We start from the raw sequence: 24,559 nt of genomic DNA, 5'->3' as shown, positions 1-24,559 counted from the left end.
AAAGGAATGTTACGACGTATAGGAGAAGCGCATGCTGATATATTTTATTCTTACAATAGCGATGTTGTACTGTTTATTCCTTTCGAGAATTACGATCATAAATGATGCAATCGGAGATAGAAATGAAGGGTTTTTGTTCAAAAATAATGGTGTTTTATTGATCTGGTATATGATACTACTCTTTTTAGCTGCATTTAAAGGTGCTGAAGTTGGCGTAGACTATCCTATGTATATCAGTTTTTTCATGCATAAAACATATATTGGATTACTTGAGCCTGGGATTAGTTATATTTATCATCTAGCAGATAAATATAATAGTTTTTATGTGTTCTCTACCATTATTTATTCTCTATTTTTACTGTTCATTTTTTATGCTGTTAAAAAGAATACACCGAACTATTTAATTAGTATTTTCCTATTTATTATCATGCATATTTATTTCAATAGCTTTAATCAAGTCCGTCAATTAGTCGCAGTTTCGATTATATTCTGTTTCGCTCATCTAGTTAGCTCTGAAAAGAGGCTCGATCGGCTCAAATATATCTTTGTCATCCTGATAGCTATGCTCTTTCATGATAGTGCGATCTTCATGTTTGTGTTAATCGTAATTCCTAGAAAACAGTGGAGCCCAAAGCTGGTGATTCCCCTATTTTTCGTCACGATTGTGCTCTATTTTTTACCATCGGTTAAGAATAGTATTGGTGAATTACTGATCTCTATTGCTGGATCGTATGGAGAGAAATATGCGAGCGGATACGTTTTTTTTGGTGTAAATAAGGAAAAAGGGTTCATTCAATTAATCCCAGTCATGATCCAAATGATTATTGTTAGCATCGCCCTTTATATACCCAAATTCAATGAGCATTTAAACATAAATTACAAACTTTATATATTTAGCATGAATGCAGTCATTATTAATTTATGGTTATATGCACTTGCTGGAATAGAGGCCATAGATCGATTGCAAATTTATTTTTCTTGCTTCAATATTTATTTCTATGCCTATTTAATTCATCACTTATTAAATAAAAAGAAACTGCTGGATCAGCTATTCGTTTTTCTGATCATTGCTTTTTGGATCTTGTATTATGTGCTCAGATTGCTAATAAACGTGCACGGGATTGTGCCCTATTCGTTTTTAATTTAGTGGGGAGAAGATTTTGATGGATGGATTAAGTGTTGTAATTCCAATTTATAATGTTGAAACCTATCTTGCTCATTGTTTACGTTCTGTTCTTGATAGTATGGGAGATCGGGGCAACATCCAGCTTATTCTTGTTGACGATGGTTCAACTGATCAGTCTGGAGAGATAGCTAGAAAGTATGCCCAAAAATACGAACAGATAGAGTATGTCTATAAAGAAAATGGGGGTTTGTCAGATGCAAGAAATTATGGTCTTCAATTTATTCACTATCAACATGTGACTTTTCTTGATAGTGATGATTATGTTGATATCAGCTATTTTTCAGAAGTGATGGCAGCCTTAAAATCTGACCCAGACTTAGTTATCTTTGATTGGATGGATGTGGGTGATGATGGCTATAAGAATGTTGTGAAGGGAATAGAACTCGCTGACGAAATTTGGACTGTGCAACCAAGTGCGTGGAACAAAGTTTATCGAGCAACTTTTTTTCAACAGATCAAATTTCCAAAGGGAAAACTTTATGAAGACGTTGGAACCATTTATAAGTTGCTTTATTATGTAAAAGACTATGTTTATATTAATAAACCACTTTATAAGTATCGGAAAAACCGAGCAGGAAGCTTGCTAACGACGATTTCACCTAAAATTAATGATATATATGAAATGTTGGAAGATACGCATCATTTTTATGTTGGAAATCATGCGTTTTCAAAAAAAACGCTGATGGCCTATGTTATCAATATATAAAGATTCTCATGTGGCCCAATATGTATCGTCAACTAAAATATTATCAATTTAACTTTATTGGTTTTTATAAAAAAATGAAAGGAACGAGGGAACTTTTGTACAAATATTTTTATGATTGGAAAAATAATCCGCATTTAAAAAAGAACAGCGATTATTTCAAGAATCGATTCGGTAATAACTATGTAAAGAGAATGGATCGATTGGGGGATAGCTTTGTTGCAACTGTCTATACAGTTGTTTTTTTAATGGCTAGAAATTATCGAAAGAGATAAAGAGGTGTCGCCAACCATTGGAAAAGAAAAAAATCTTATTTATTATGCAGAGTCTCCAAGGTGGAGGGGCTGAGAGGGTGACGTTGGATGTCATTCGCCATTTGGATAAAGAGCGATTTGAGCCATCCATTTTGATCATCCATTATTTTGGAGAATTAACCGAAGCGGTACCGAGAGATATTGAAGTAATAAAGGTATTAACAGGAAAAGAGAAGAGTTATTTTCATCCTTTTAAAGTCATTCGAATGGTTTTAAAGGCTGCTAAACGAGTAGATGGAATCGTCGGTTCTCTCGAAATGACGCCAACCTATTTGGCGGCAATTGCCTCTATTATAACGAACAAGCCAGCGATTGGCTGGGTGCATATCGATGTTCGAAAATATCCGAAAACGAATGAAACCGTGCATCGGTTCTTGATTAATAGGCTGTATAGAAAACTAACTACTATTATTGCGGTTTCAAATGGTGTGAAAAGATCGTTCGAGATGATGTTTCCACAAGTAAATGTCCCTGTTAAACGAATTTATAATCCTGTAAGAATTAAGGATATTGAGCGAATGATGGATGAGAAAGTGACGAATCTATCTACATCAGAACCTGTCATTTTGGGGATAGGTAGGTTGACTGAGATGAAGGGGTTTGATGATCTTATTAAGGCTCATAAATATTTATTAGAACATCATGTGAAAACGAAGTTAGTCATATTGGGAGAAGGTCCCCAAAGACGATGTTTAGAGAGCTTGATTCAAGAATTAGGGGTGGAGGACAGTGTCGAGTTAAAAGGATTTGTTCATAATCCTTACGCTTATATACGTACAGCTGATGTGTTTGCACTTAGTTCCATTTATGAAGGGTTTTCAGTGGTGGTGGCGGAAGCATTAGCCGTTGGAATCCCTGTCGTATCAACAGATTGTCCAAGTGGACCAGCGGAAATCCTCGCTGATGGAAAATATGGGCTTTTGTCACCAGTAAGGGATCATCAATCCCTCGCCTTGAACATAGTTGAAACATTAAATAATGAAAACAGATTACATCATGAACATGAGAGGAAAAAAAGGGCAAATGAATTTTCTTTTGAGGCCGTGATCCCAGAATTTGAAAAACTATTTAAGGAATTGGGAGAAGCATGATCCGGTCTTAGCCAATTTCAAAGATGGTAGGTGGAACACCAGTGAAACGAGTAAAGGTGAGCATCATTATTCCGGTTTTTAATAGTGAGAAATTTATAACTCAATGTATGGAAAGCGTCCTAAATCAAACGGTGGAGGATATTGAAATTATTGTCGTGAATGATGGCTCAACAGACCGCAGCTTTGAAATATTAACAAAATTGGAAGAAGAATTCGACCATATGATTCTCCTAAATCAAGAGAATCGTGGTCAGGCAATAGCGAGAAATCGAGCGATAGAGCATGCTACAGGTGATTATTTAGCCTTCGTTGATTCGGATGATTTTATTGAACCGAATATGGTGGAGCAGATGTACAACGGAGCGATTCAGAATGAAGTCGACATCGTTATTTGCAATTGGAACAGAGTGGATGTGACAGGAAGGGTCATCGAAAATAAAGACCATTCGGAATATGATCAAAAAATCATGACAAGAGAAGAAATTGTAAGGCTGTTTTTATGTCATGATCATGAGTTAGTAGAAGGCTTTTCCTTTAATAAATTAATTAAGAGAAGTATTCTTATTGAAAATCAAATTACGTATCCAAATATGGCTTATGAGGATATTCCGATGATCTTTTCGATCCTCACGAAAATAAATACATGTCTATATTTGAATCAAATACTCTATCATTATGTTCAACATCAAGACTCGATTACACATACGAAAAGCATTCGGAATATCGAACACTTTACCATTGCGATTAAAAGAGTGAAAGAAATTTTGATTCAAGAGCAGCTGTATGAATCATTTGAAGACGAGTATGACTATTACTGTTCGAAAAAACTTTTATCACAATACAGTTCATCCGTTCATGTCATTAAAAACTCTAAAGATTTAATACATGTTTTTGAATCTCTTTTAAAACCTATTTCGTTAAAAAAAATCTATTATTTTCATCCATATCGAGACATGCGCCTTTCTATTAAGCTGTTTTTATACAAAATCAAATTATTGCCTTTATTGATTCATATCTTTCGAAATATCAATATTCAACAAAGGACATAAACAAAAAGACCGAGGAGGTAAACACGCAATGGGAGATTTAATTTCAGTAATCGTACCCGTTTACAATAGCGAGAAGTACTTACCGAAGTGTATTGAATCCATTCTGAATCAAAGCTATCCCCACTTTGAATTAATACTAATTGATGATGGATCTTTAGATGATAGTTTGCATATTTGTCAAAAATATGCCGAGAAAGATCAAAGGATAAGAATCTTCTATCAGGAGAACAGAGGTCCTTCAGCTGCAATGAACAAAGGACTAGATATGGCAGAAGGAAACTATATTGCTTTTGTCGATTGTGATGATTATGTCGATCATCAATTATATGAAATCTTGTATAAAAACTTACACCATTATGAGGCAGATATTTCAGTTAGTAGTTTTCAATACGTATATGAAGAGGAAGAAATAAACGAACCCTTTGCAGCGAAAAAAATCGAAAATGAGCATATAGAGATTTATGAAGAACAGGAGATACTTGAAACATTATATGGAGATTTACATGTTGAAAATATTGTCGTGTGGAATAAGTTGTACAAAAGAGAAATATTTAATAGCTTACGATTTAAAACGGGCAAATGGCATGAAGATGAATTTATTGTCCATCGAATTTTAGATCGGGCATCTAAAGTTGTGTATTCCAATTTACCGTTATACTTTTATTTGCAAAGAAAGTCCAGCTTTATGGGAAAGAAATTCAATTTAACGAGATTGGATTTTTTAGAGGCTTTAGAAGAAAGGATGCTATTTTTTCAAGAGCGAGGATTTCAACGATTATATAATCAAACGCTCGATGATTATTTAAATATGCTGCCGAAACACTATTTTCTAGTGCGGAAATTTTTCCCGAAGGAAGTATGGATATTACATGGGTTACAAGAAAAATATAGAAGATTAAGTGAGCATTTACACGATTTACCGATGAATGTGAAGATTAAATATAGTCTTTTCAAGTATAATCCTCTTTTGTATAAGGTATGTATGAATACATGGCAAATGATGAAAACACAGAAGAGCGGTGTTGGAAATAAAAGTACGAACACGATGCTGATAAGTCCAGTTCTTTTTAGTGAGCTAAATATATTTTTAATGTTATAGATTTAAGGAGAAAGGGGGAAATCTAGGGTGGAAAAAGCAGTGGTTAATTTCTCTGAATATTCAGATGATAGAGGTTGTTTAGTATCCATTGAGGAAAATATTCATATCCCATTTGCGATCAAACGGGTTTATTATATTTTTGGCAATAAACAAAATTTAACTAGAGGAGGCCATGCTCATAAAGAGTTGAAGCAAGTGCTTATCTGTGTAAGCGGGTCCTGTACGATTATGTTAGATGACGGGCTGGATAAAAGGGAGTTCCATTTAAGTAGTCCAAACCAAGGATTACTGATTGAACGTTTTATTTGGCGAGAAATGAAGGACTTCTCTAAGGACTGTGTTTTGTTGGTGTTAGCCGATGCTTATTATAAAGCTGAAGACTATGTAAGAAGCTATGATGATTTCATCAATCTAGTTCGAGATAAGGAGATAATCCATGATTAACTTTCTTGATTTAAAGTCTTTAAATGATAGGTATGTAACGGAAGCTCTAGATTTTTTTACACACTTCTTAAATGATGGTCAATATATTCTAGGCAATGAAGTGAATATGTTTGAGTCAGAATTCGCTCGTTATTGTGGAACTAAGCATTGCATTGGTGTTGGAAATGGATTAGACGCTTTAACGTTAATTTTAAGGGGATATAACATAACAGAGGGCGACGAAGTAATTGTTCCAGGAAATACTTATATTGCAACGATTTTAGCGATTACGGCCACTGGTGCAAAGCCGATTATAATAGAACCAAATGAAGATACCTATAATCTCGATGTGGAATTAATTGAAGGCTCGATTACATCAAGTACAAAGGCAATATTATTAGTCCATTTATATGGACGTGGAGTTGAAATGGAGCAGCTTTGGTTATTAGCACAAAAATATCAATTGAAAATAATTGAAGATGCAGCGCAAGCACATGGAGCCAAACTCAGTGGAAGAAGGGTTGGAAGTCTTGGTGATGCCGCTGCATTTAGTTTTTATCCTGGGAAAAATCTTGGAGCTTTCGGAGATGGTGGAGCGATCACAACAGATGATACAGGACTTGCTTCCAGAATTAAAGCGTTAAGAAACTATGGCTCGCAAATTAAATATTTGAATCGTGAGAAAGGGGTCAATAGCCGTTTAGATGAGATACAAGCTGGTTTATTAAGATTGAAATTACCATATTTAGATGAAGATAATGCCAAGCGAAGAGAAATAGCACGTTATTATTGTAAACATATACAAAATCCCAATTTGGTCCTACCGAATTTTCCTGATGACGAAGAAAGTCATGTATGGCATTTGTTTGTAATAAGAGTGGAGAAGCGCCAAGATTTTCAGGCCTATATGAATGCCAATGGGGTCAGTACGCTCGTTCATTATCCAATTGCTCCTCATAAACAAGAAGCATATGTAGAGTTAAATGATTTAAGGTTACCGCTAACTGAATTGCTAGCAGAGCAAGTTGTCAGTTTGCCGCTGTATCCAGTTATGACTAGAGAACAGATTGAACATGTTGTGACTACGGCAAATCAATACAAAGGCTGAACAAAAAGAAAGGAGGCAAAGTATGAAGGGAATCATTTTAGCTGGAGGCTCTGGCACAAGACTATATCCGTTAACAAAAGCTGTTTCAAAACAAATTTTGCCTATATATGATAAACCGATGATCTACTATCCATTATCTATTTTAATGCTTGCTGGAATTAAAGAAATCCTCTTAATTTCTACGCCGCGCGATATAGGTGGGTTTAAAGAATTATTTGGCGATGGTCGCCATTTAGGGTTAATGATTGAATATGCGATTCAAGAAAAACCGAATGGTTTAGCAGAAGCTTTTATAATCGGAGAAGAATTTATAGGAGATTCCTCCGTCGCCTTAATTTTGGGTGATAACATCTTTTACGGAACAAATTTTATTGATTTCATTGAAAATGCTACCTCCTTGAAAATAGGGGGTATTATTTTTGGCTGTTATGTGAACGATCCGAGCGCATATGGAGTGGTCGAGATAGGGGACAATGGGGAAGCAATTTCGATTGAAGAAAAACCAAAAAGGCCAAAATCTAAATTTGCGATTCCAGGGTTATACTTCTTTGATAACAAGGTGATTGAAATAGCGAAAAAGGTTCAGCCATCTTCAAGGGGAGAAGTAGAGATAACCTCTATTCTAAATGAATATTTACAAAGGGGAAAACTGAAAGTAGAGGTGCTAGGGAGAGGATTAGCCTGGTTGGATACGGGGACAAATGAATCCCTTCTTAATGCTTCAAATTTTGTTGAGGTCATCCAAAAAAGGCAGGGAATGTATATCGCCTGTATAGAAGAAATTGCTTATAGAAAAGGATATATTTCGAAGCAGGAATTAATGGAATTAGCTTACCCACTTATGAAAACAGATTACGGAAAATATTTAATGGAACTAGCTGATAGCACGGTTGAGGAGTATTCTTTAGCCTATTCCTCAATGAATGGAGGGTAAGGGAAGAATGAATATTCTTGTTACGGGCGGAGCCGGTTTTATCGGTTCGAATTTCATCAGATATATGGCTTCTAAGTACGATTATACACTTGTTAATCTTGATGCATTGACGTATGCAGGCCATTTGACTAATCTTACGCGGTTACCGGATAAAAAGAATTATCAGTTTATAAAAGGAGATATTGGTGATCGCTCCTTGCTTAATCAGATATTTAGGCAATTCTCGATTGATATTGTCATTCATTTTGCAGCTGAAACGCATGTTGATCGTAGTATTGCTCATCCTGAAATTTTTCTACAGACCAATGTATTGGGCACCAATATTTTACTAGAAGTGGCGAAAGAGAATTGGCAAACGGAATTATCAACAAAAAATAATATTCAATATAAAACTGGCGTGAAATTTATTCAAATTTCAACAGATGAAGTATATGGCACATTGGAAAAAGAGGGATTTTTTACTGAAGAGACAAATCTCGCTCCAAATAGTCCGTATTCAGCGTCAAAAGCAGCTGCAGATATGATCGTTAGAGCTTATTATGAGACCTATGGTTTACCGATAAATATAACAAGATGTTCCAATAATTATGGTCCTTTCCAGTTTCCTGAGAAATTAATTCCTTTAATGATCAGTCAAGCACTTCAAGACAAGAAATTGCCAGTTTACGGTGATGGGAAGCAGATTCGTGATTGGCTACATGTATACGATCATTGTCGAGCGATAGATGCAGTATTGCATAAAGGAAAAGCAGGGGAAATTTATAATATTGGTGGAAATAGTGAAATGGAGAATATCGAAGTGGTTAAACTGCTTCTTAAGCTTCTTGGTAAAAAGGAAAGTCTCATTCATTTCACAGAGGATCGTTTAGGTCATGATCGGAGATATGCAATTGACCATTCGAAGATAACGAAGGAGCTTGGTTGGAAACCTATTTATCAATTTGAAAAAGGAATAATGGAAACCATTAATTGGTATGTTCAACATGATGGATGGCTTTTCAATAAAGCGGCTCTAGTTTATTAGAATGGAAAATTGCCTGTGCTAAATAAGAAGAAAAGTGGTGCTCAATTTTGGAAGAATTAATATCTGTCATTGTACCAATCTATATGGTTCAGGAGTATCTTCCTAAATGTTTAGATTCCATTTTACAACAGACGTATCGAAAAATAGAAGTTATCTTAGTCAACGACGGCTCGCCAGATAACTGCGCCGAAATATGTGAACAATACGCTTGTCAAGATCAAAGAGTAATCGTCAAACATCAGGAAAATGGCGGCTTATCAGCTGCTAGAAATGCAGGAATCGAATTAGCTAATGGGGATTATATTTGCTTTGTTGACCCTGATGATTATATTCATCCAAGAATGTATGAGCGATTGCATAAAAATTTAAAAGAGCATCGTGCTGATATATCAATTTGTGGCTATTCTGTCGTTCAAGAAAATGAAGGGACAACGAAACAGTCTTTTGATGAAATCGATGCAGGTAAGGAGTCTATCTCTGTTTTTAATAATCATCAGACGTTACATCATTTGTACACAGAGCTTCAATATATTACTTTAGGAGTTTGGAACAAATTGTATAAGAAAGAGTTATTTGATGGGGTAAGGTTTAAAGTGGGCAAAATTCATGAGGATGACTTTATCATGCATCATTTATTGGATAATGCTAGTAAAGTGGTATATACATCTATCCCTATGTACTATTATCTCCAAAGGAATACGAGTATTACGGGACAGAAATTCAATTTAAAAAGACTTGATAGATTAGAAGCTTTACAGGAAAGAATCCAATACTTTAAAGAAAAAGGGTATGAAGATCTGTATGAAAAGGCATATGAGCATTATTTAAATCTATTGTTTGTAGATTACTATTTGATTAAGAGCTCCTGTCCAGAAGAACGGCAAGTATATAAAAATTTAAGAAAGCAATTTATTCAATTTTTCGAAAGTAGGGGCAAAGTGGGACTCAGTACGAATCGAAAAATCAAATACAATCTCTTTAAAATTCATCCGTTGTTATCGATGATGGCAGAATATATTTGGAAAAGGATCGATCATCGAATGATGTTACGGTGAAAGGAACGTGCGCAAAAACAAGTGTAAACCTTAATGCAAAAAAAAATTAGGTGATTAAACTTTGAGTCTAAGAAAAAATTACTTATTCGAATTAATGTATCAAATCATAATGGTTTTATTTCCTCTAATGACCGTTCCATATGTATCGAGGGTGTTGGGAGCAAACGGAGTAGGGGTGTTTGCCTATTCAGGCTCAATTGTCCAATATTTCATTTTAATGGGAACATTAGGAATTGGAGTTTATGGAAGTAAGACGATCGCTACAGTTAGAGATGATAAGCAAAAATTAAGTAAAACATTCATTAGTATTTTTTCTTTGCAAATCACCATGTCACTGCTTGCGATCGTTGCTTATGTTTTATTTGTTCTATTTGGAGTAAACGAAAGTAAGTTAATTATGTATCTTCAAACACTAGCGTTATTGTCTTGTTTAGTGGATTGTACATGGTTTTTTACAGGCCTTGAGAAATTTAAGAGCATTGTGTTAAGGAACACGGTAGTAAGAGTAATCAGCATTATTTTGCTCTTTATTCTTGTTAAGAATCCTGATGATTTAGCGCTCTATACTCTGATTATGACGGGTTCAACATTACTAGGACAAATTGTCCTTTGGGTAGGAATTAAAGATTATATTACGTATGTACCCATTGCTTTATCGGATATTCTTAGTCATTTAAAACCAACACTTGTCTATTTCATTCCGTTAATCGCCATCCAAATTTATTTTGTCTTAAATAAGACGATGCTCGGGGTCTTTTCGACGAAAGCTGAGGTCGGACTTTTTGATTATGCAGATAAATTGTTGAAAGTGTGCCTAACCTTTGTCACATCTTTAGGGACGATTATGCTCCCGAAAATCGCCTATATCTTTAGCTCGGGAAAAATAGCGGAAGTGAAAGGGTATATTCATAAATCACTTGATTTCTCGACGATGATTGCCGTCCCTATTATGTTTGGGCTCGCCGGAATTTCTTCGGAATTTATCCCATGGTATTTAGGGAAAGAGTTTGAGCAAACGATCGATATTTTACTTATCATTAGTCCAACCATTTTATTTATGGCTTGGAGTGGAGTCTTTGGAACGCAATATTTATTGCCCCTAGGTAGAATGAAAATTTATAATATATCCGTTTATATTGGAGCAGTCATCAATTTAGTATTGAATCTATTTCTAATTAAAAATTATGGTGCAATTGGTGCGGCGATTTCTACGTTAGCAGCAGAGTTTTTCGTGCTCACCGTTCAATTTATTGCAATCAAAAAGGAATTTACATTTAAGCCTATTTTTATGAAGTCAAGTGATTATTTTATTGCGGGCATTGTCATGTATATCGTTGTAAGAGCGATTGGAGTGTATGGCGGCGTAGGAGTGGGTACGACCCTTATGCAAATAAGTATAGGAGCTATCACTTATGTAGCGATGGTGATGATGATTGAATACTATAAAAATGATGGTTTGCTTTTAAATGAGTTGAGGAAGCGTTATTTTGCCTTGATGAAAAAACGAGTCTATAAAAAAAGTACCCTGTAAAAAAAGAGACATCTGTCTCTTTTTTTTATAAGGATTGGGGAGTTGAATCTATGAATTCTATCAAAACGATATTCAATTCTGCTTTACAGGAGCATTTAGAAGTAATGGCAAAAATCGAAGAGAATTTAAGGGAGGAAATCGAGCGGATAAGCTATTTATGTAAGGATGCGATTGAACATAAAAATACGATATTTTTCATGGGGAATGGCGGGAGTGCAGCGGATAGTCAGCATTTGGCGGCGGAACTTGTTGGCAGATTTGTCAAAGAAAGAAAAGGCTTACCGGCTATTGCGCTGACGACGGATACCTCGATCTTAACCGCTGTAGGGAATGATTATGGTTACGAAGAAATTTTTAGTAGACAGATAGAAGCGCTTGTGAAACCTCACGATATTGTGATCGGAATTACGACATCTGGTAACAGTGACAACATCATTAGGGCGATAAAGCGGGCAAATGATAAAGGAGCGCTTACCATTGGGTTAACAGGGAAAGATGGTGGGATAATGAAGGACATATGTCATCGTTGTATCGTGATCCCATCAAGCAATACGGCAAGAATTCAAGAGGCTCATATTTTAATCGGACACATTATTTGTGAAATGATTGATGAGGAAAATGAATATGAACTGGAATATTAACGAGATTATTCAACGTTTTCAAAGCAAAATAAAAAGTTGTCGTGTACTTGTCATTGGAGATGTCATGCTTGACCAATATTATTTTGGTGAAATGAAGCGTATTTCACCTGAGGCACCTGTTCCGGTGGTTAACCTGAAAGAGGCGACACAAACTTTAGGAGGCGCAGCGAATGTCGCCAATAATCTTGTTCATTTAGGTTGCAAAGTATCTCTTGCAGGGGTAGTCGGGAGAGATAAAGGAAGAGATGATTTAGTAGAAATGCTAAGTTTCAAGGGGATTGATGTATCGGGAATCCAGACGGACGATCGCTCTACCACAATCAAAACAAGAATTATCAGTGGGAATCAACAAGTATTGAGAATGGATCAGGAAGAGAATGTGGAACTGTCGGATGCTGGGGTACATAAGTTTGAAGAGTGGTTCGTGCACCTACTAAGCATCGAAAAGTACGACGCAATTATTATTTCTGATTATGGCAAAGGTTTTTGTCAGTTTGAACTATGTCAATCAGTCTTATTTACAGCAAAGAGAAAGGAAATTCCTGTAATTATTGACCCAAAAGGGGACAATTGGGATAAATATAGGGGTGCAACCATTGTCACCCCAAATTTAAAAGAATTAAGTGATTTACGAGGAAAGGATATTCCTAATAGCAATCAAGCTATTCATAACTATGGGAAAGAACTTAGGAGAAAGTACGACCTTGATTATTTGTTAATTACGCGTTCAGAACAGGGAATGAGTTTAGTTGGAGAAAATCAAATCAATGATTTTCCGACTTTAGCGAAGGAGGTTTTTGATGTATCAGGTGCAGGAGATACAGTTGTTTCCACGCTCGGAGCGATGATGGGAATGGGAATTCCTGTTCAAGATGCGGTGAAAATTTCTAATATCGCTGCTGGAATCGTGGTTGGAAAGTTGGGGACCTACGCAGTTAAGGATGTGGAGTTAATCTCGAAGCTGGAATTTTTAAACGATAGAAGAAAAATAAATAAAATTTTTTCCGCAAACAATTTTCAAGCATTGCTAGATGGTTGGCGCAACAATGGAGAACGAATTATCTTTACAAATGGCTGTTTTGATCTTCTTCATATTGGCCATGCAACATACCTTAAAAATGCGAAAGAGCTAGGAGATAAATTAATCATCGGCTTGAATAGTGATCAATCTGTTAAGCGTTTAAAAGGGATAAATAGGCCAGTTAATCATGAACAGGATCGAGCGAAGATGCTGTCTTTTTTTGAATTTGTTGATGCAGTGATCATTTTTGATGAAGATACTCCACTTCGTCTGATTTCAGAAATAAGGCCGGATGTCCTTGTAAAGGGTGGAGATTATCGGGCAGAGGAAGTTGTGGGAAAAGAATATGCTAAAAAAGTAAAAATTTTATCCTTTGTTGACGGGTATTCCACGACGAGTTTAATTGAGAGAATCACAAATTAATCTTTCGACTGCCAATTTTTCATATAAAGAAGGTGTCATGTTTGGGAGAACGGGGAAGTTCGAAATTAAAATTACTGGATAAATACGTAGGAATTCCGTTGATTTTTTTATTAGGGCTCTTAAGAAAAAGAAATAGGAGCAGGATGGAGAATCCTGAAAGAATTGTGATCGTGATGATTGCTGCTATAGGTGATACAATCTTGCTTTCTTCGGTGATCAAAGAGTTAAGACGGGAATATCCACACGCCAACATCTCGCTCATTTGTTCAAAGGGAAATTTACTTGCAGCAAAGAATAATCCAGATGTTGACAACATCATTGATGTAGATATGGGCAAAATTTCACAAAGTTTATTCATGTTGCGAAAGTTGCCTAAAGCAGACTGGTTATTGGATTTCGGCCCGTGGGCAAGGTTTAATGCATTATTATCATTTGTCATAAAAGCAGAAATAAAAATAGGTTTTAAACGAACGAAGATGTTTAGGCATTATATCTATGATCGTTTTGTTGAACATTCTGATGAGCTACATGAATTAGAGAACTATAGAAGTCTCCTAAAAATCATTCCTTGTCGACTTTATCATGAACATCCTGTTTTTAAAATAAAGGAAGAGAGCAAGAAAGTCGTTAAGGACTTGTTGCAGCCTAATAGTCAGTATATTGTTTTCCACATGTTTGCATCAGGATCTCATAAAGAGAAGAAGGAATGGCCGATGCGGTTATGGGAAGAATTAGCCCAACAGCTCATGTCCAGAGGTTACAATATTATCTTAACTGGTGGAAAAGAAGATATTGAACGGGCGGAGGCAGTGGTGCAAAGACTTCGTCCACTTCAAGAACATGACTGCCTATCGGTAGCAGGGAGACTTTCCTTAGAAGAGACGGCTGCTGTGATCAGCGAGAGCATTCTTATGATCACAGTTAACACTGGTATTATGCATCTTGCAGCTGCGATAGACACTAGCATCATTGCACTGCATGGACCTACATCACCGAAAAGATGGGGACCAGTATCAAATAAGGCTGTCGTTCTTACGCCAAGGGTTCAGTGTGATAAGCTGTTGAGCCTGGGATTTGAAGAGCATCATTGTTCAATTCAAGATGGATGTATCTCAACTATTCGAGTAGAAGATGTTGTTTATCATGTAGAAAAAGGAGAATCTTTTGCGATATCCGGCGGTGTTTTTTGATAGAGATGGCGTCTTAAATGAAGATTTTGGTTATGTATACAGAGCTCAAGATTTTGTCTGGAAGGCAGGAGCGATTGAGAGTATTCGCTCGTTCAAGAGGAAAGGTTATTTGCTCTATGTCATTACAAATCAATCAGGAGTAGCGAGAGGTTTTTATTCGGAAGAAGATGTCAGGAAACTTCATATGTGGATGAATGATGAGCTCCAGCAAATCATTGGTGAAAAAGTAGATGGTTTCTATTATTGTCCACATCATCCTTTCTTAGGATCGAGTGCTTATACATGTGATTGTGAATGCCGTAAGCCGAAACCTGGGTTAATTGAAAAGGCTCTTTCAAACGGAAGAATTAATTTGCAGGAGAGTTTTTTAATTGGTGATAAGTCTACAGATCTGCTAGCTGCGAAAGCAATTGGAATGAAAGGTTATTTATTTCAAGGAGAAAACCTTTTTGATTTTTGTAAAAGCATTGGAGTGGTATAGAAAAGAAAGATGGCAGGAGCATAGCGAATAAGGGGAGGCTTAAGGTGAAAAAAGAAGGAATCAAGAAATTTAGTGTGGCAATAAAAAAATGGCGATCCCTTATAGTAATTGTGTTGCTTTTCCTCTGCCTAGCACTCTATTTTATGCAGAAATTTGGATCTGTCGAGACGCCGGCTGGTCTCGGGATAAATATTCATTTTACGGGTAAGCAAGTTGATATAGATAGGATTTCTGATGCGGATTTTGATCTTGTAAGAACAGACTTATTTTGGTCTTCCATTGAAAAAGAGAAAGGTGAGTATGAATTTGAATCGAATGGATACGATGAATTAACATATGAGCTTCTTAGCAAAGGAATAAGGCCTTATTATGTGCTGGACTATAGCAATCTTCTGTATGAAGAAGATGGGACGCTGATTGAAACTGAAGAGGGGCTGCAAGCATTTAATCAATATGTTAAAGAAGCAACTGAGCGTTATAAAAATAAGGGGATTATTTGGGAAGTGTGGAATGAACCTAATATTCAATCATGGTCTCCGAAAAAGTACTATGATTTATTAAAACAAACATCTACGACCATAAAAGAAAATGATCGGAGTGGATATGTAGTCGCCCCAGCTTTAGCTGGATTATCAGATGAATCATTAACATGGTTAGAGCAATTATTTCAAGAAGGAGCTCTTGACTATATCGATGCATTATCGGTCCATCCATATCGTTCTTGGTCACCTGAAACGGTCTCTTACGAATATAAAAACTTAAAAGAATTATTAAAGAAGTATTCATCGAAATCAATTCCGATCATTTCTGGAGAATGGGGGTACTCGACAGGAAATGGTTGGTATGGATTGAACTTAACCGAAGAGCAACAAGCTGCTTATCTTATTCGAATGATCCTCATGAATATGTTGGAAGACATCCCAATTAGTGTTATATATGGCTGGGAAAATGATGGGACAGATGAACATAATGGTGAGCATCATTTTGGAATCCGCCATCATGATACCACATATGCTAAATTAGCTTATGAGGCGATCAATACATTTTCATACTTGACATCTAATTATCAATTATTGGAAAGAATCGAGACTGATCACTTGGATGATTATGTAATAAAATTTATAAATGACGAGGAGCAAGAACTGTATATCATGTGGTCAGTTGATTCAAACCATGAAATAAAGTTTCCGCTAAAAAAGGATGAGGGACAAGTATTTTCAATGCTTGGAAAGAGATTGAATCCTTACGATAAAGAAAAGCGGATAATTGAAATTGGTCATGAACCAGTATATTTTTTCTTGACTAATTCCGATTAAAACTTGAAATATCTTGAAGAAAATGACGTTGTAAAGCTTGATTCCCTTCTTCTCTTTTTGAAAAAAACTCTAACTTGTGATATAATTTTATATTGCGTATAAAGTGATACTGATCTTAGGAAGTTAATCGATATTTATATAAGAAGGACAAACAAAATATGTGGACGGAAAGTTTGTCCCGTTTATGATTACTAAGGTTAGTTGTACTCTAAGGCAATTTCCCTAAAATTATAGGGTTATCGCCTATAGAGTAGGGTAAAGTATAAAAATATATCATAACTTAGGAGTGTTTACATGAGTGAAAAGATCGAAGTAGGAAGTGTAGTTACAGGAAAGGTAACAGGAATCCAGCCTTATGGAGCTTTTGTTGCAATTGATGAGAATACTCAAGGACTTGTTCATATATCTGAAGTTACTCACGGTTTCGTTAAAGATATTAACGAGCATTTAAAAGTGGGAGATGAAGTAACTGTAAAGGTTCTTTCGATTGATGAAGCAGCAGGAAAGATTGGTTTATCTATCCGTGCTACTCAAGAAGCTCCAGCTCAACCGGAAGCACCAAAGGCGAAAAAAGCAGCACCGCGTCGTCGCCAAGCTGCAGCAGCTTTCAAACAAGAAGAAGCACCACAAGGCTTCAATACACTTAAAGATAAGCTTCAAGAGTGGATTGAACAATCTCAACGCTAATATGATTGTAAAGAGGGAATCTCCAAAGCTTAACTTTTGAGATTCCCTCTTTTTATTTTCCGTAACCGATACTGCAGGTTTTGTCGGCTCATTCCTAATGTCTTCGCTGTTTTTGAAATATTTCCATCGTGTTGCCTCAACGCTCTTTTTAAAAAAGAGATTTCAGCTTCTTTTAAGAATTGCTCAAGTGTTTTGTGTTCTTCGATATTTCCTAAATCTGCTATGCCCTTTTGACTAAATGGAGGTTTGTTACGGATATGATTTGGTAAATGGGAGACCGTAATGACCCTTTCTTCATGAACAAGGTTCATCGCCCCTTCAATCAGATGTTCTAGTTCGCGAACATTGCCAGGCCAGTCGTATTCAAGAAAGTATTCCATTAATAATGGATCAATCCGTTCGATATCCATCCCAAATAATTGATTATATTTATTGATGAAAAAAGAGACAAGCTCCGGTATATCACTTTTTCTATCTCTAAGTGGGGGAATAAATAATGAAACGACGCTTAGGCGATAAAATAAATCCTTTCGCATCCTTCCATTCGTAATAGCGTCAATCGGATCCTCGTTAATGGTTGCGATAATTCGTACATCAACAGGTCGATCTTTTGTATCACCAATCCGTCTGATTTTTTTTTCTTGAATCACCCTTAAAAGCTTTGCTTGTAAAGAGAGTTCAAGGGAATTGATTTCATCTAATAGTAAGGTACCTCCTTCTGCCTGTTCAAACAATCCTGGCCGCTCTACAGCCCCTGTAAAGGCACCTTTCTTCGTGCCAAATAATATTCCTTCCAAGAGAGTTTCTGGAATAGCTGCACAGTTTTGCGTGATAAAAGGTCTTGAAGCACGACGGCTATTATGGTGGATACTTTGAGCAAAGAGCTCCTTACCTGTGCCGGTTTCCCCTATAATTAAGATCGTGGAGTTTGTCCTTGTTGCTCTTTTGCTTGATTCAATGACATCTAAAAAACCTTTATCGTCGCCAATTAAGCTTGCAAAGCTCACTTTTGCTTCGTTCTTATAGATATGATCTTGAAGGATTTTTTCAATTTTCGTCACATCTCGTGCAATCTCCATGGCACCGATGAGTAAACCATCTTTCAGTAATGGATAGGAATTATTAATCGTTGTAATTTCTTGCCCTTTATTATTAAAGTAAGACTGCCGAACATTTGTTATGCCTTCTCTATTTTGTAACACTTTCAATAAAGTACTTTCGCTATTGTGGTGAAAAGAGAACACTTCCTGAAGTCGTTTTTCTAATACATCCTCGATCTTCATCCCTTCAATTTCACTCATTTTTTTATTGTAAATAATCGTTTTGCCTGTGGAATCTACCACATGGACGCCTACATCGATTGAATGGAGAACTTTTTCATATATTACTTCCTTTTCATTCATGCTTCTTCCTCTTCCATCCTTTTTCTTCATTTTATCTGCTGCAAAGAAATTTTGCAAAATATAATTTATAGGGCAAAAATATTTTGCGTGCAAAAAAATAAAAGCCTTGCTATATAAGGAAAGTTATAATGGCATAAAACTTGCATTACACTAAGATAGAATTTGAAATCATCATTTAAAAGGAGTGTTCAATCATGACAATCGTAAATCATTCCCAATCTATCATTGAAAAAACAGATAAATACGGTGCTAATAATTATCATCCTCTCCCAATCGTAATTTCAAAGGCGGAAGGAGTATGGGTAGAGGATCCAGAAGGCAATAAATATATGGATATGCTTAGCGCTTATTCGGCCGTTAATCAAGGACATCGTCATCCTGAAATTATTCAAGCCTTGAAAGAGCAGGCAGATAAAGTAACCCTTACTTCCCGTGCTTTTCATAACGATCAACTTGGGCCTTGGTATGAATTAGTTTGCCAATTAACGAAGAAGGAAATGGCCTTACCGATGAACACAGGTGCAGAGGCGGTTGAAACAGCTGTTAAAGCAGCACGAAGATGGGCATATGATGTCAAAGGAGTTGCTGAAAATAAAGCAGAAATCATTGCTTGCATTGGCAATTTTCATGGTAGGACAATGACGGCTGTTTCATTATCGTCTGAGGATGAATATAAACGTGGGTTCGGCCCCATGCTCCCTGGAATTAAACTCATTCCTTACGGAGATATAGAGGCTTTGAAAAATGCGATAACAAAAAACACGGCAGCTTTCTTAATTGAACCTATTCAAGGAGAAGCAGGGATTGTTATTCCACCAGAAGGATTCTTAAAGAAGGCGTATGATCTTTGTAAAGAAAACGACGTCCTCTTTATTGCCGATGAAATTCAAGCAGGCCTTGCCCGTTCAGGAAAAATGTTTGCCTGTGATTGGGAAGATGTTCATCCAGATATGTATATTCTAGGGAAAGCACTAGGGGGAGGCGTTTTTCCAATCTCTTGTGTTGTCGCCGATAAAAATATTCTCGGTGTATTCAATCCTGGTTCACACGGCTCAACATTCGGGGGAAATCCAATGGCATGCGCCGTCTCAATCGCTTCTCTTCATGTTCTTGTGAATGAAAATCTTGCTGAAAGATCCTTAAAGCTGGGGGAATATTTTAAAAACAAGTTAACAGAAATCGATAATCCGATCATAAAAGAAATTCGAGGTCGAGGCCTATTTATTGGCGTCGAATTACATGAAGAGGCGCGACCATATTGTGAGAAATTAAAGGAAGAAGGTCTATTATGTAAGGAAACGCATGATACAGTCATTCGTTTTGCTCCGCCATTAGTTATTAGTGAGGAAGATTTAGACTGGGCGATTGAGCGGATTAAAAAAGTATTGAGTTAAGTTTTACGTAGCGAATTACAAACTTCATAAAATAAGAACGAAAAATCCTTGTATTTAATATGCAAGGATTTTTTGCAGTTCTTTTTCTTCTTAATCATAAATTTTGCATTACCCCTTAAATTGGAAGATAATATTAGTGAATAAGAAAGGAGACGTGAAACATGCAAAACTTTACATATTGGAATCCGACAAAACTTATTTTTGGCAAAGGTCAGCTGCAACAGTTAAAGGAAGAAGTTCCGAAGTATGGAAATAAGGTATTGCTAGTCTATGGGGGAGGAAGCATAAAAAAAAGCGGGCTCTATGATCAAGTAATTAGCCTTTTGAAAGAAGTAAATGTAGCTATTTTTGAGCTTTCAGGAGTTGAACCGAATCCACGTATCTCTACGGTTCGAAAAGGAGTAGACATTTGTAAATCTGAAGGGATCGATTTCATTTTAGCTGTTGGTGGAGGTAGTGTGATTGATTGTACCAAGGCAATTGCTGCTGGAGCTAAATACGATGGTGATGCATGGGATTTAGTGACGAAAAAGGCGTTTGCCAGTCAAGCTCTGCCATTTGGAACCGTATTAACCCTTGCAGCTACTGGTTCTGAAATGAACTCAGGCTCTGTTATTACCAATTGGGAAACAAAAGAGAAATATGGCTGGGGCAGCCCGGTTACGTTCCCGACATTTTCTATTCTAGATCCGGTCCATACGTATACGGTGCCAAAGAATCAAACGATTTATGGCATTGTTGATATGATGTCCCATGTATTTGAGCACTATTTTCACCTACAAGAAAATACGTTGTTACAGGATAGAATGTGTGAATCCTTATTAATCACGGTGATGGAAACCGCACCAAAACTACTTGAAGACCTTGAAAACTATGATTTACGTGCAACGATTTTATACAATGGAACAATGGCATTGAACGGAATGCTTTCGATGGGGTATCAAGGAGATTGGGCAACTCATAATATTGAGCATGCTGTGTCAGCGGTTTATGATATCCCGCATGGTGGAGGATTAGCGATTTTATTCCCTAACTGGATGAAGCATAATTTACATGTGAAACCAGAACGCTTTAAGCAGCTAGCTGTTCGCGTATTTGGTATTGATCCAGAAGGAAAATCAGCTGAAGAGGTAGGCTTAGAAGGTATTGAAAAGCTTCGTGAATTCTGGAATAGCATAGGAGCTCCGGCACGATTAGCTGACTATGATATTGACGATAGCCAATTAGAAGTAATGGCAGATAAAGCCATGATAAATGGAGAATTTGGCCGCTTCAAAAAGCTGAATAAAGAAGATGTTTTAGCCATTTACCGCGCTTCATTGTAAAAGTTGTCTATATAATAAGGAAGAGATGTGTTATTCATGGCACATCTCTGCAAATTTTTTAGGTCCTTTCTTGATAACCGCACAAGCTTTCGTTAAAGTATATATGAATACAATATAGATGGAGGACAACTATGGCACACGTTTATTTTGATTATTCCAAGGCACTGAGCTTTTTTGGAGAACATGAAATTACATATTTACGGGATTTAGTGAAGGTCGCTCACCATTCCTTGCATGAAAAAACAGGAGCTGGAAGTGATTTCTTAGGCTGGATCGACCTTCCTGTTGATTATGATAAAGAGGAATTCTCTCGTATTAAAAAATCAGCCGAAAAAATAAAAAGGGATTCTGATGTGTTACTTGTTATCGGAATTGGTGGTTCCTACTTAGGGGCTAGAGCAGCGATCGATATGCTTCAACATAGCTTTTATAACGCTCTAGAAAAAGGCAAGCGCAAGACGCCGCAAATTATCTTTGTCGGGAATAACATCAGCTCTACTTATATGAGAGATGTAATGGATTTATTAGAAGGAAAAGACTTTTCGATCAATGTCATTTCTAAATCAGGGACGACAACAGAGCCTGCGATTGCTTTTCGTATTTTCCGTAAACTGCTCGAGGAAAAGTATGGAGTTGAGGAAGCAAGAAAACGCATTTATGCGACAACAGATAAAGCACGTGGTGCATTGAAAACACTTGCGACAGAAGAAGGTTATGAAGCATTCGTCATTCCAGATGATGTGGGCGGTCGTTACTCTGTATTAACAGCGGTTGGGTTGCTTCCAATTGCCGTTAGTGGTGCTGACATTGATGCGATGATGAAAGGGGCAGCAGATGCTCGCGAAGAATACAGTTCATCTGAGCTCGAAAGTAACCAAGCCTATCAATATGCTGCAGTACGTAATCTCCTTTATAATAAGGGGAAGACAATTGAAATGTTAATCAATTATGAGCCATCATTGCAATATTTTTCTGAATGGTGGAAGCAGTTGTTTGGAGAAAGTGAAGGAAAAGACCAAAAAGGAATTTTCCCATCTTCAGCTAATTTTTCAACTGACTTACATTCATTAGGTCAATATGTTCAAGAAGGCAGACGGGATCTGTTTGAAACAATTATCCGTGTGGAAGAGCCGCGTCACGAACTTTCAATTGAAGAAGCTGACAGTGACTTAGACGGTTTAAATTATCTTGCTGGTAAAACCGTTGACTTTGTCAATAACAAGGCATTCGAAGGTACATTGCTTGCTCACACAGACGGAGGAGTTCCAAACCTAACTGTAACGATTCCAAAGCTTGATGAATATTCATTCGGTTATCTTGCATACTTCTTTGAAAAAGCTTGTGCGATGAGTGGATATTTACTCGGAGTGAATCCATTTGACCAGCCTGGAGTTGAAGCCTATAAAGTAAATATGTTTGCTTTACTAGGAAAGCCAGGATTTGAAGAAAAGAAGGCCGAGCTTGAAAAAAGACTATAATTGAATCCATTTCATATTCATGATTCTCAAGTTAAAAAATGAACGAATGTAACGCTAGACAATATCAATATTGGAATTTCATGGTGTGTACGAAATATTCGTTTTTTAATTTACCTTCTTACATTGTGAAATCAACTCAATTAGCTAAATTTAACAAATTAAAGGAAATCCCCCTTGGAGAAACTAAGAAAAAGTTTCGAAGGGGGATTTTTTTATGATTGAAATACCTTCAAGTATAGAAGGAGGAGAATATCAGCTAAACGATCTGGAACAACTTCTTAAACCGATTGGCTATACGATAGGAGGGAATTGGGATTACGATCATGGTTATTTTGATTATAAGATGGATGATCAAGAAGGCTATCAATTTTTACGGCTACCATTTCAAGTTGTTGAAGGACAATTAGATTCTTCCGTTTGTACAGTTAAATTAGGAACACCTTTTTTACTTTCTCATGAATATGAGGGAGGGGTAGATGAAGACGCTGATGTAGGTAATTTTTCCGCCTCTTTCGATCAGTTTCAATCACCTGAGAATAAGGATGCTCCTATCCCTGAGTCGTTCGTCAATACAGGACGAGTACTTGTGTCAGAGCTTGAAAGCATCCTCTAAAATCAATTAAGAAGAAGCAGAGATCACTAATAAAATATCGTGTTCTTTTAGAACGAAGGGATGGGAGGGATTGATGATGGTATCTCTCCCTCTTTTAATGCCAAATAAAAGGGCTCCCTCTTCAAGCAATTGTTTACTCGTGTCGATGAAATTTTTCCCGATATAATCAGTGGAAGATTGGAAGACAAAACGACTACCATTAAATTGTTCGAGCAAGATCATAAGGGCATCGACCTTTTCTGTAGAATGGAGACAATTAGTCATGACAGAGCTTGTAATTTGGTTTGTTTGGATTAATTCATCGGCACCTGCACGCAATGCGTTTGAAGATTGTTCTGTTGTCAAAATTTCGGCTACCGTGTAAACCGTTGAATTTAGGCCTTTAATCGCTAATAAAGTTAGGATCGTGTCCATATCGGCTTGAAGCTCATCTTTATTTTGATCGGCTGTAATAAGTACTTTTTTTGCATGATAAATATTTGCTTTAATAAGAACTTGGTCGGTAGTCGCCCTTCCTTTAATAAAATGGATGTGATAGTCAGAAAAAGGGTTGCTTTCTAATGTTTGATCGACCAAAACAATTAATCCGTAATTTTCTTCTTGTGAAAATTTTTCAATGATGGCTTTTGATCTTTCGTTCCAGCCGATAATAATCGTATGCTCTTTCCCTTTAAACATTATTTTCCCCTCAATATAGTCATTTTGCCGTTTTACAGCAGAAGAGGCCAACGTAACAAAATAAGACGAAACAAATCCAACACCTAACAAAATTAAGAAAATGCCAATCAATTTTCCTAAAATGGTTTTTGGAACAAAATCCCCATACCCAACTGTTGAAGCAGTAATGATCGCCCACCAAATTCCATCAAAAAGTGTTGTGAAGGTTTCAGGTTCGATTAAATAGGCAAATAAGCCAAAGAAAAAAAGTAATAACATGGCGATGAAAAATAGCCGAAGAAAGAAAGGCATTCGAATAAAATGCGAAAAAAAATGGTGGGGCATCGTTATATTACCTCATTCTTTTTATGACTTCTTCATCATTGTGACCACTTTTTTTTAGCGATAAACAA

24 protein-coding genes are annotated in these 24,559 nt (G+C 36.6%); 22 read left to right on the top strand and 2 right to left on the bottom strand.

Going from position 1 to position 24,559, the window contains the following annotated elements; all coding sequences use genetic code 11:
* Window positions 1-31: 31 nt before the first annotated feature.
* The 18 genes from BMSHG_RS19270 (at window position 32) to yugI (ending at window position 17,276) form a co-directional block, all read left to right on the top strand.
* The gene (locus tag BMSHG_RS19270; RefSeq protein WP_019156107.1) at window positions 32-1,147 is read left to right on the top strand and encodes an EpsG family protein; all 1,116 of its coding nucleotides are present in this window, start codon (window positions 32-34) and stop codon (window positions 1,145-1,147) included.
* Window positions 1,148-1,163: 16 nt separating this feature from the next.
* The gene (locus BMSHG_RS26575) at window positions 1,164-1,892 is read left to right on the top strand and encodes a glycosyltransferase family 2 protein (protein WP_019156106.1); all 729 of its coding nucleotides are present in this window, start codon (window positions 1,164-1,166) and stop codon (window positions 1,890-1,892) included.
* 20 nt (window positions 1,893-1,912) lie between these two features.
* The gene (locus tag BMSHG_RS29155; protein ID WP_019156105.1) at window positions 1,913-2,164 is read left to right on the top strand and encodes a hypothetical protein; all 252 of its coding nucleotides are present in this window, start codon (window positions 1,913-1,915) and stop codon (window positions 2,162-2,164) included.
* A gap of 17 nt (window positions 2,165-2,181) precedes the next feature.
* Entirely contained in the window at window positions 2,182-3,294 is a 1,113-nt protein-coding gene (locus BMSHG_RS27215) for a glycosyltransferase (RefSeq protein WP_019156104.1), read from the top strand.
* Between the two features lie 41 nt (window positions 3,295-3,335).
* Window positions 3,336-4,343, top strand: a complete 1,008-nt coding sequence (locus tag BMSHG_RS19255) for a glycosyltransferase (RefSeq protein ID WP_019156103.1) — start codon at window positions 3,336-3,338, stop codon at window positions 4,341-4,343.
* Between the two features lie 28 nt (window positions 4,344-4,371).
* Window positions 4,372-5,442 carry a glycosyltransferase family 2 protein gene (locus tag BMSHG_RS26565; RefSeq protein WP_019156102.1) on the top strand — a complete coding sequence of 357 codons (1,071 nt, stop codon included), beginning with the start codon at window positions 4,372-4,374 and terminating at the stop codon, window positions 5,440-5,442.
* Window positions 5,443-5,469: 27 nt separating this feature from the next.
* The gene (locus BMSHG_RS19245; RefSeq protein ID WP_019156101.1) at window positions 5,470-5,886 is read left to right on the top strand and encodes a sugar 3,4-ketoisomerase; all 417 of its coding nucleotides are present in this window, start codon (window positions 5,470-5,472) and stop codon (window positions 5,884-5,886) included.
* Entirely contained in the window at window positions 5,879-6,973 is a 1,095-nt protein-coding gene (locus tag BMSHG_RS19240; protein ID WP_019156100.1) for a DegT/DnrJ/EryC1/StrS family aminotransferase, read from the top strand. The genes BMSHG_RS19245 and BMSHG_RS19240 overlap by 8 nt, the downstream gene beginning before the upstream one ends.
* A 22-nt stretch (window positions 6,974-6,995) precedes the next feature.
* Window positions 6,996-7,907, top strand: coding sequence for a glucose-1-phosphate thymidylyltransferase RfbA (rfbA, locus tag BMSHG_RS19235; RefSeq protein WP_019156099.1), 912 nt, complete (start codon window positions 6,996-6,998; stop codon window positions 7,905-7,907).
* A gap of 7 nt (window positions 7,908-7,914) precedes the next feature.
* Window positions 7,915-8,931, top strand: coding sequence for a dTDP-glucose 4,6-dehydratase (gene rfbB / locus BMSHG_RS19230; protein WP_026073541.1), 1,017 nt, complete (start codon window positions 7,915-7,917; stop codon window positions 8,929-8,931).
* Window positions 8,932-8,978: 47 nt separating this feature from the next.
* On the top strand, window positions 8,979-9,986 hold the full coding sequence (locus BMSHG_RS26560) for a glycosyltransferase family 2 protein (protein ID WP_019156097.1): 1,008 nt from the start codon (window positions 8,979-8,981) through the stop codon (window positions 9,984-9,986).
* Between the two features lie 61 nt (window positions 9,987-10,047).
* Window positions 10,048-11,517, top strand: coding sequence for a flippase (locus BMSHG_RS19220; protein ID WP_019156096.1), 1,470 nt, complete (start codon window positions 10,048-10,050; stop codon window positions 11,515-11,517).
* A gap of 50 nt (window positions 11,518-11,567) precedes the next feature.
* A complete protein-coding gene (locus BMSHG_RS19215) occupies window positions 11,568-12,158 on the top strand; it encodes a D-sedoheptulose-7-phosphate isomerase (RefSeq protein ID WP_019156095.1) in 591 nt (196 codons plus the stop codon).
* Window positions 12,142-13,602 (top strand): D-glycero-beta-D-manno-heptose-7-phosphate kinase, encoded by a 1,461-nt coding sequence (rfaE1, locus tag BMSHG_RS19210; RefSeq protein WP_019156094.1) that lies wholly within the window; start codon window positions 12,142-12,144, stop codon window positions 13,600-13,602. The genes BMSHG_RS19215 and rfaE1 overlap by 17 nt, the downstream gene beginning before the upstream one ends.
* A 41-nt stretch (window positions 13,603-13,643) precedes the next feature.
* Window positions 13,644-14,792: a glycosyltransferase family 9 protein gene (locus BMSHG_RS19205; RefSeq protein WP_019156093.1), complete on the top strand. Its 1,149-nt coding sequence runs from the start codon at window positions 13,644-13,646 to the stop codon at window positions 14,790-14,792.
* Window positions 14,767-15,273 carry a D-glycero-alpha-D-manno-heptose-1,7-bisphosphate 7-phosphatase gene (locus tag BMSHG_RS19200; RefSeq protein ID WP_148346992.1) on the top strand — a complete coding sequence of 169 codons (507 nt, stop codon included), beginning with the start codon at window positions 14,767-14,769 and terminating at the stop codon, window positions 15,271-15,273. The genes BMSHG_RS19205 and BMSHG_RS19200 overlap by 26 nt, the downstream gene beginning before the upstream one ends.
* A gap of 44 nt (window positions 15,274-15,317) precedes the next feature.
* Window positions 15,318-16,589, top strand: coding sequence for a cellulase family glycosylhydrolase (locus tag BMSHG_RS19195; RefSeq protein ID WP_019156091.1), 1,272 nt, complete (start codon window positions 15,318-15,320; stop codon window positions 16,587-16,589).
* Between the two features lie 294 nt (window positions 16,590-16,883).
* Window positions 16,884-17,276, top strand: coding sequence for a S1 domain-containing post-transcriptional regulator GSP13 (gene yugI / locus BMSHG_RS19190; protein WP_019156090.1), 393 nt, complete (start codon window positions 16,884-16,886; stop codon window positions 17,274-17,276).
* Between the two features lie 29 nt (window positions 17,277-17,305).
* Here the strand turns inward: yugI and BMSHG_RS19185 are convergent, their stop codons facing one another.
* On the bottom strand, window positions 17,306-18,679 hold the full coding sequence (locus tag BMSHG_RS19185; RefSeq protein WP_019156089.1) for a sigma-54 interaction domain-containing protein: 1,374 nt from the start codon (window positions 18,677-18,679) through the stop codon (window positions 17,306-17,308).
* Between the two features lie 194 nt (window positions 18,680-18,873).
* Here BMSHG_RS19185 and BMSHG_RS19180 point away from each other — a divergent pair, with 194 nt between their 5' ends.
* The 4 genes from BMSHG_RS19180 (at window position 18,874) to BMSHG_RS19165 (ending at window position 23,489) form a co-directional block, all read left to right on the top strand.
* Entirely contained in the window at window positions 18,874-20,073 is a 1,200-nt protein-coding gene (locus BMSHG_RS19180; RefSeq protein ID WP_019156088.1) for an ornithine--oxo-acid transaminase, read from the top strand.
* A gap of 161 nt (window positions 20,074-20,234) precedes the next feature.
* Window positions 20,235-21,398, top strand: coding sequence for an iron-containing alcohol dehydrogenase (locus tag BMSHG_RS19175; protein WP_019156087.1), 1,164 nt, complete (start codon window positions 20,235-20,237; stop codon window positions 21,396-21,398).
* A 131-nt stretch (window positions 21,399-21,529) separates the two neighbouring features.
* On the top strand, window positions 21,530-22,876 hold the full coding sequence (locus BMSHG_RS19170) for a glucose-6-phosphate isomerase (protein ID WP_019156086.1): 1,347 nt from the start codon (window positions 21,530-21,532) through the stop codon (window positions 22,874-22,876).
* Between the two features lie 214 nt (window positions 22,877-23,090).
* Window positions 23,091-23,489 (top strand): YugN-like family protein, encoded by a 399-nt coding sequence (locus BMSHG_RS19165; protein WP_019156085.1) that lies wholly within the window; start codon window positions 23,091-23,093, stop codon window positions 23,487-23,489.
* A gap of 6 nt (window positions 23,490-23,495) precedes the next feature.
* On the opposite strand, the gene BMSHG_RS19160 is transcribed toward BMSHG_RS19165, so the two are convergent.
* Window positions 23,496-24,491, bottom strand: a complete 996-nt coding sequence (locus tag BMSHG_RS19160; protein ID WP_019156084.1) for a potassium channel family protein — start codon at window positions 24,489-24,491, stop codon at window positions 23,496-23,498.
* Window positions 24,492-24,559: the final 68 nt, after the last annotated feature.

This window comes from Robertmurraya massiliosenegalensis JC6 (assembly GCF_000311725.1).
GTDB lineage: Bacteria > Bacillota > Bacilli > Bacillales > Cytobacillaceae > Robertmurraya > Robertmurraya massiliosenegalensis.
This window is presented reverse-complemented; position numbering and strand designations above follow the sequence as displayed.

Bases quoted from the DNA above. Each gene is read 5' to 3' on its own strand.
- rfaE1 (WP_019156094.1), top strand. From the start codon at position 12,142: ATGAACTGGAATATTAACGAGATTATTCAACGTTTTCAAAGCAAAATA.
- BMSHG_RS19185 (WP_019156089.1), bottom strand. From the start codon at position 18,679: ATGAATGAAAAGGAAGTAATATATGAAAAAGTTCTCCATTCAATCGAT.
- BMSHG_RS19215 (WP_019156095.1), top strand. From the start codon at position 11,568: ATGAATTCTATCAAAACGATATTCAATTCTGCTTTACAGGAGCATTTA.
- BMSHG_RS19160 (WP_019156084.1), bottom strand. From the start codon at position 24,491: ATGCCCCACCATTTTTTTTCGCATTTTATTCGAATGCCTTTCTTTCTT.
- BMSHG_RS19180 (WP_019156088.1), top strand. From the start codon at position 18,874: ATGACAATCGTAAATCATTCCCAATCTATCATTGAAAAAACAGATAAA.
- rfbB (WP_026073541.1), top strand. From the start codon at position 7,915: ATGAATATTCTTGTTACGGGCGGAGCCGGTTTTATCGGTTCGAATTTC.
- BMSHG_RS19240 (WP_019156100.1), top strand. From the start codon at position 5,879: ATGATTAACTTTCTTGATTTAAAGTCTTTAAATGATAGGTATGTAACG.
- BMSHG_RS19170 (WP_019156086.1), top strand. From the start codon at position 21,530: ATGGCACACGTTTATTTTGATTATTCCAAGGCACTGAGCTTTTTTGGA.
- yugI (WP_019156090.1), top strand. From the start codon at position 16,884: ATGAGTGAAAAGATCGAAGTAGGAAGTGTAGTTACAGGAAAGGTAACA.
- rfbA (WP_019156099.1), top strand. From the start codon at position 6,996: ATGAAGGGAATCATTTTAGCTGGAGGCTCTGGCACAAGACTATATCCG.
- BMSHG_RS26565 (WP_019156102.1), top strand. From the start codon at position 4,372: ATGGGAGATTTAATTTCAGTAATCGTACCCGTTTACAATAGCGAGAAG.
- BMSHG_RS19270 (WP_019156107.1), top strand. From the start codon at position 32: ATGCTGATATATTTTATTCTTACAATAGCGATGTTGTACTGTTTATTC.
- BMSHG_RS19175 (WP_019156087.1), top strand. From the start codon at position 20,235: ATGCAAAACTTTACATATTGGAATCCGACAAAACTTATTTTTGGCAAA.
- BMSHG_RS19165 (WP_019156085.1), top strand. From the start codon at position 23,091: ATGATTGAAATACCTTCAAGTATAGAAGGAGGAGAATATCAGCTAAAC.
- BMSHG_RS29155 (WP_019156105.1), top strand. From the start codon at position 1,913: ATGTATCGTCAACTAAAATATTATCAATTTAACTTTATTGGTTTTTAT.
- BMSHG_RS26575 (WP_019156106.1), top strand. From the start codon at position 1,164: ATGGATGGATTAAGTGTTGTAATTCCAATTTATAATGTTGAAACCTAT.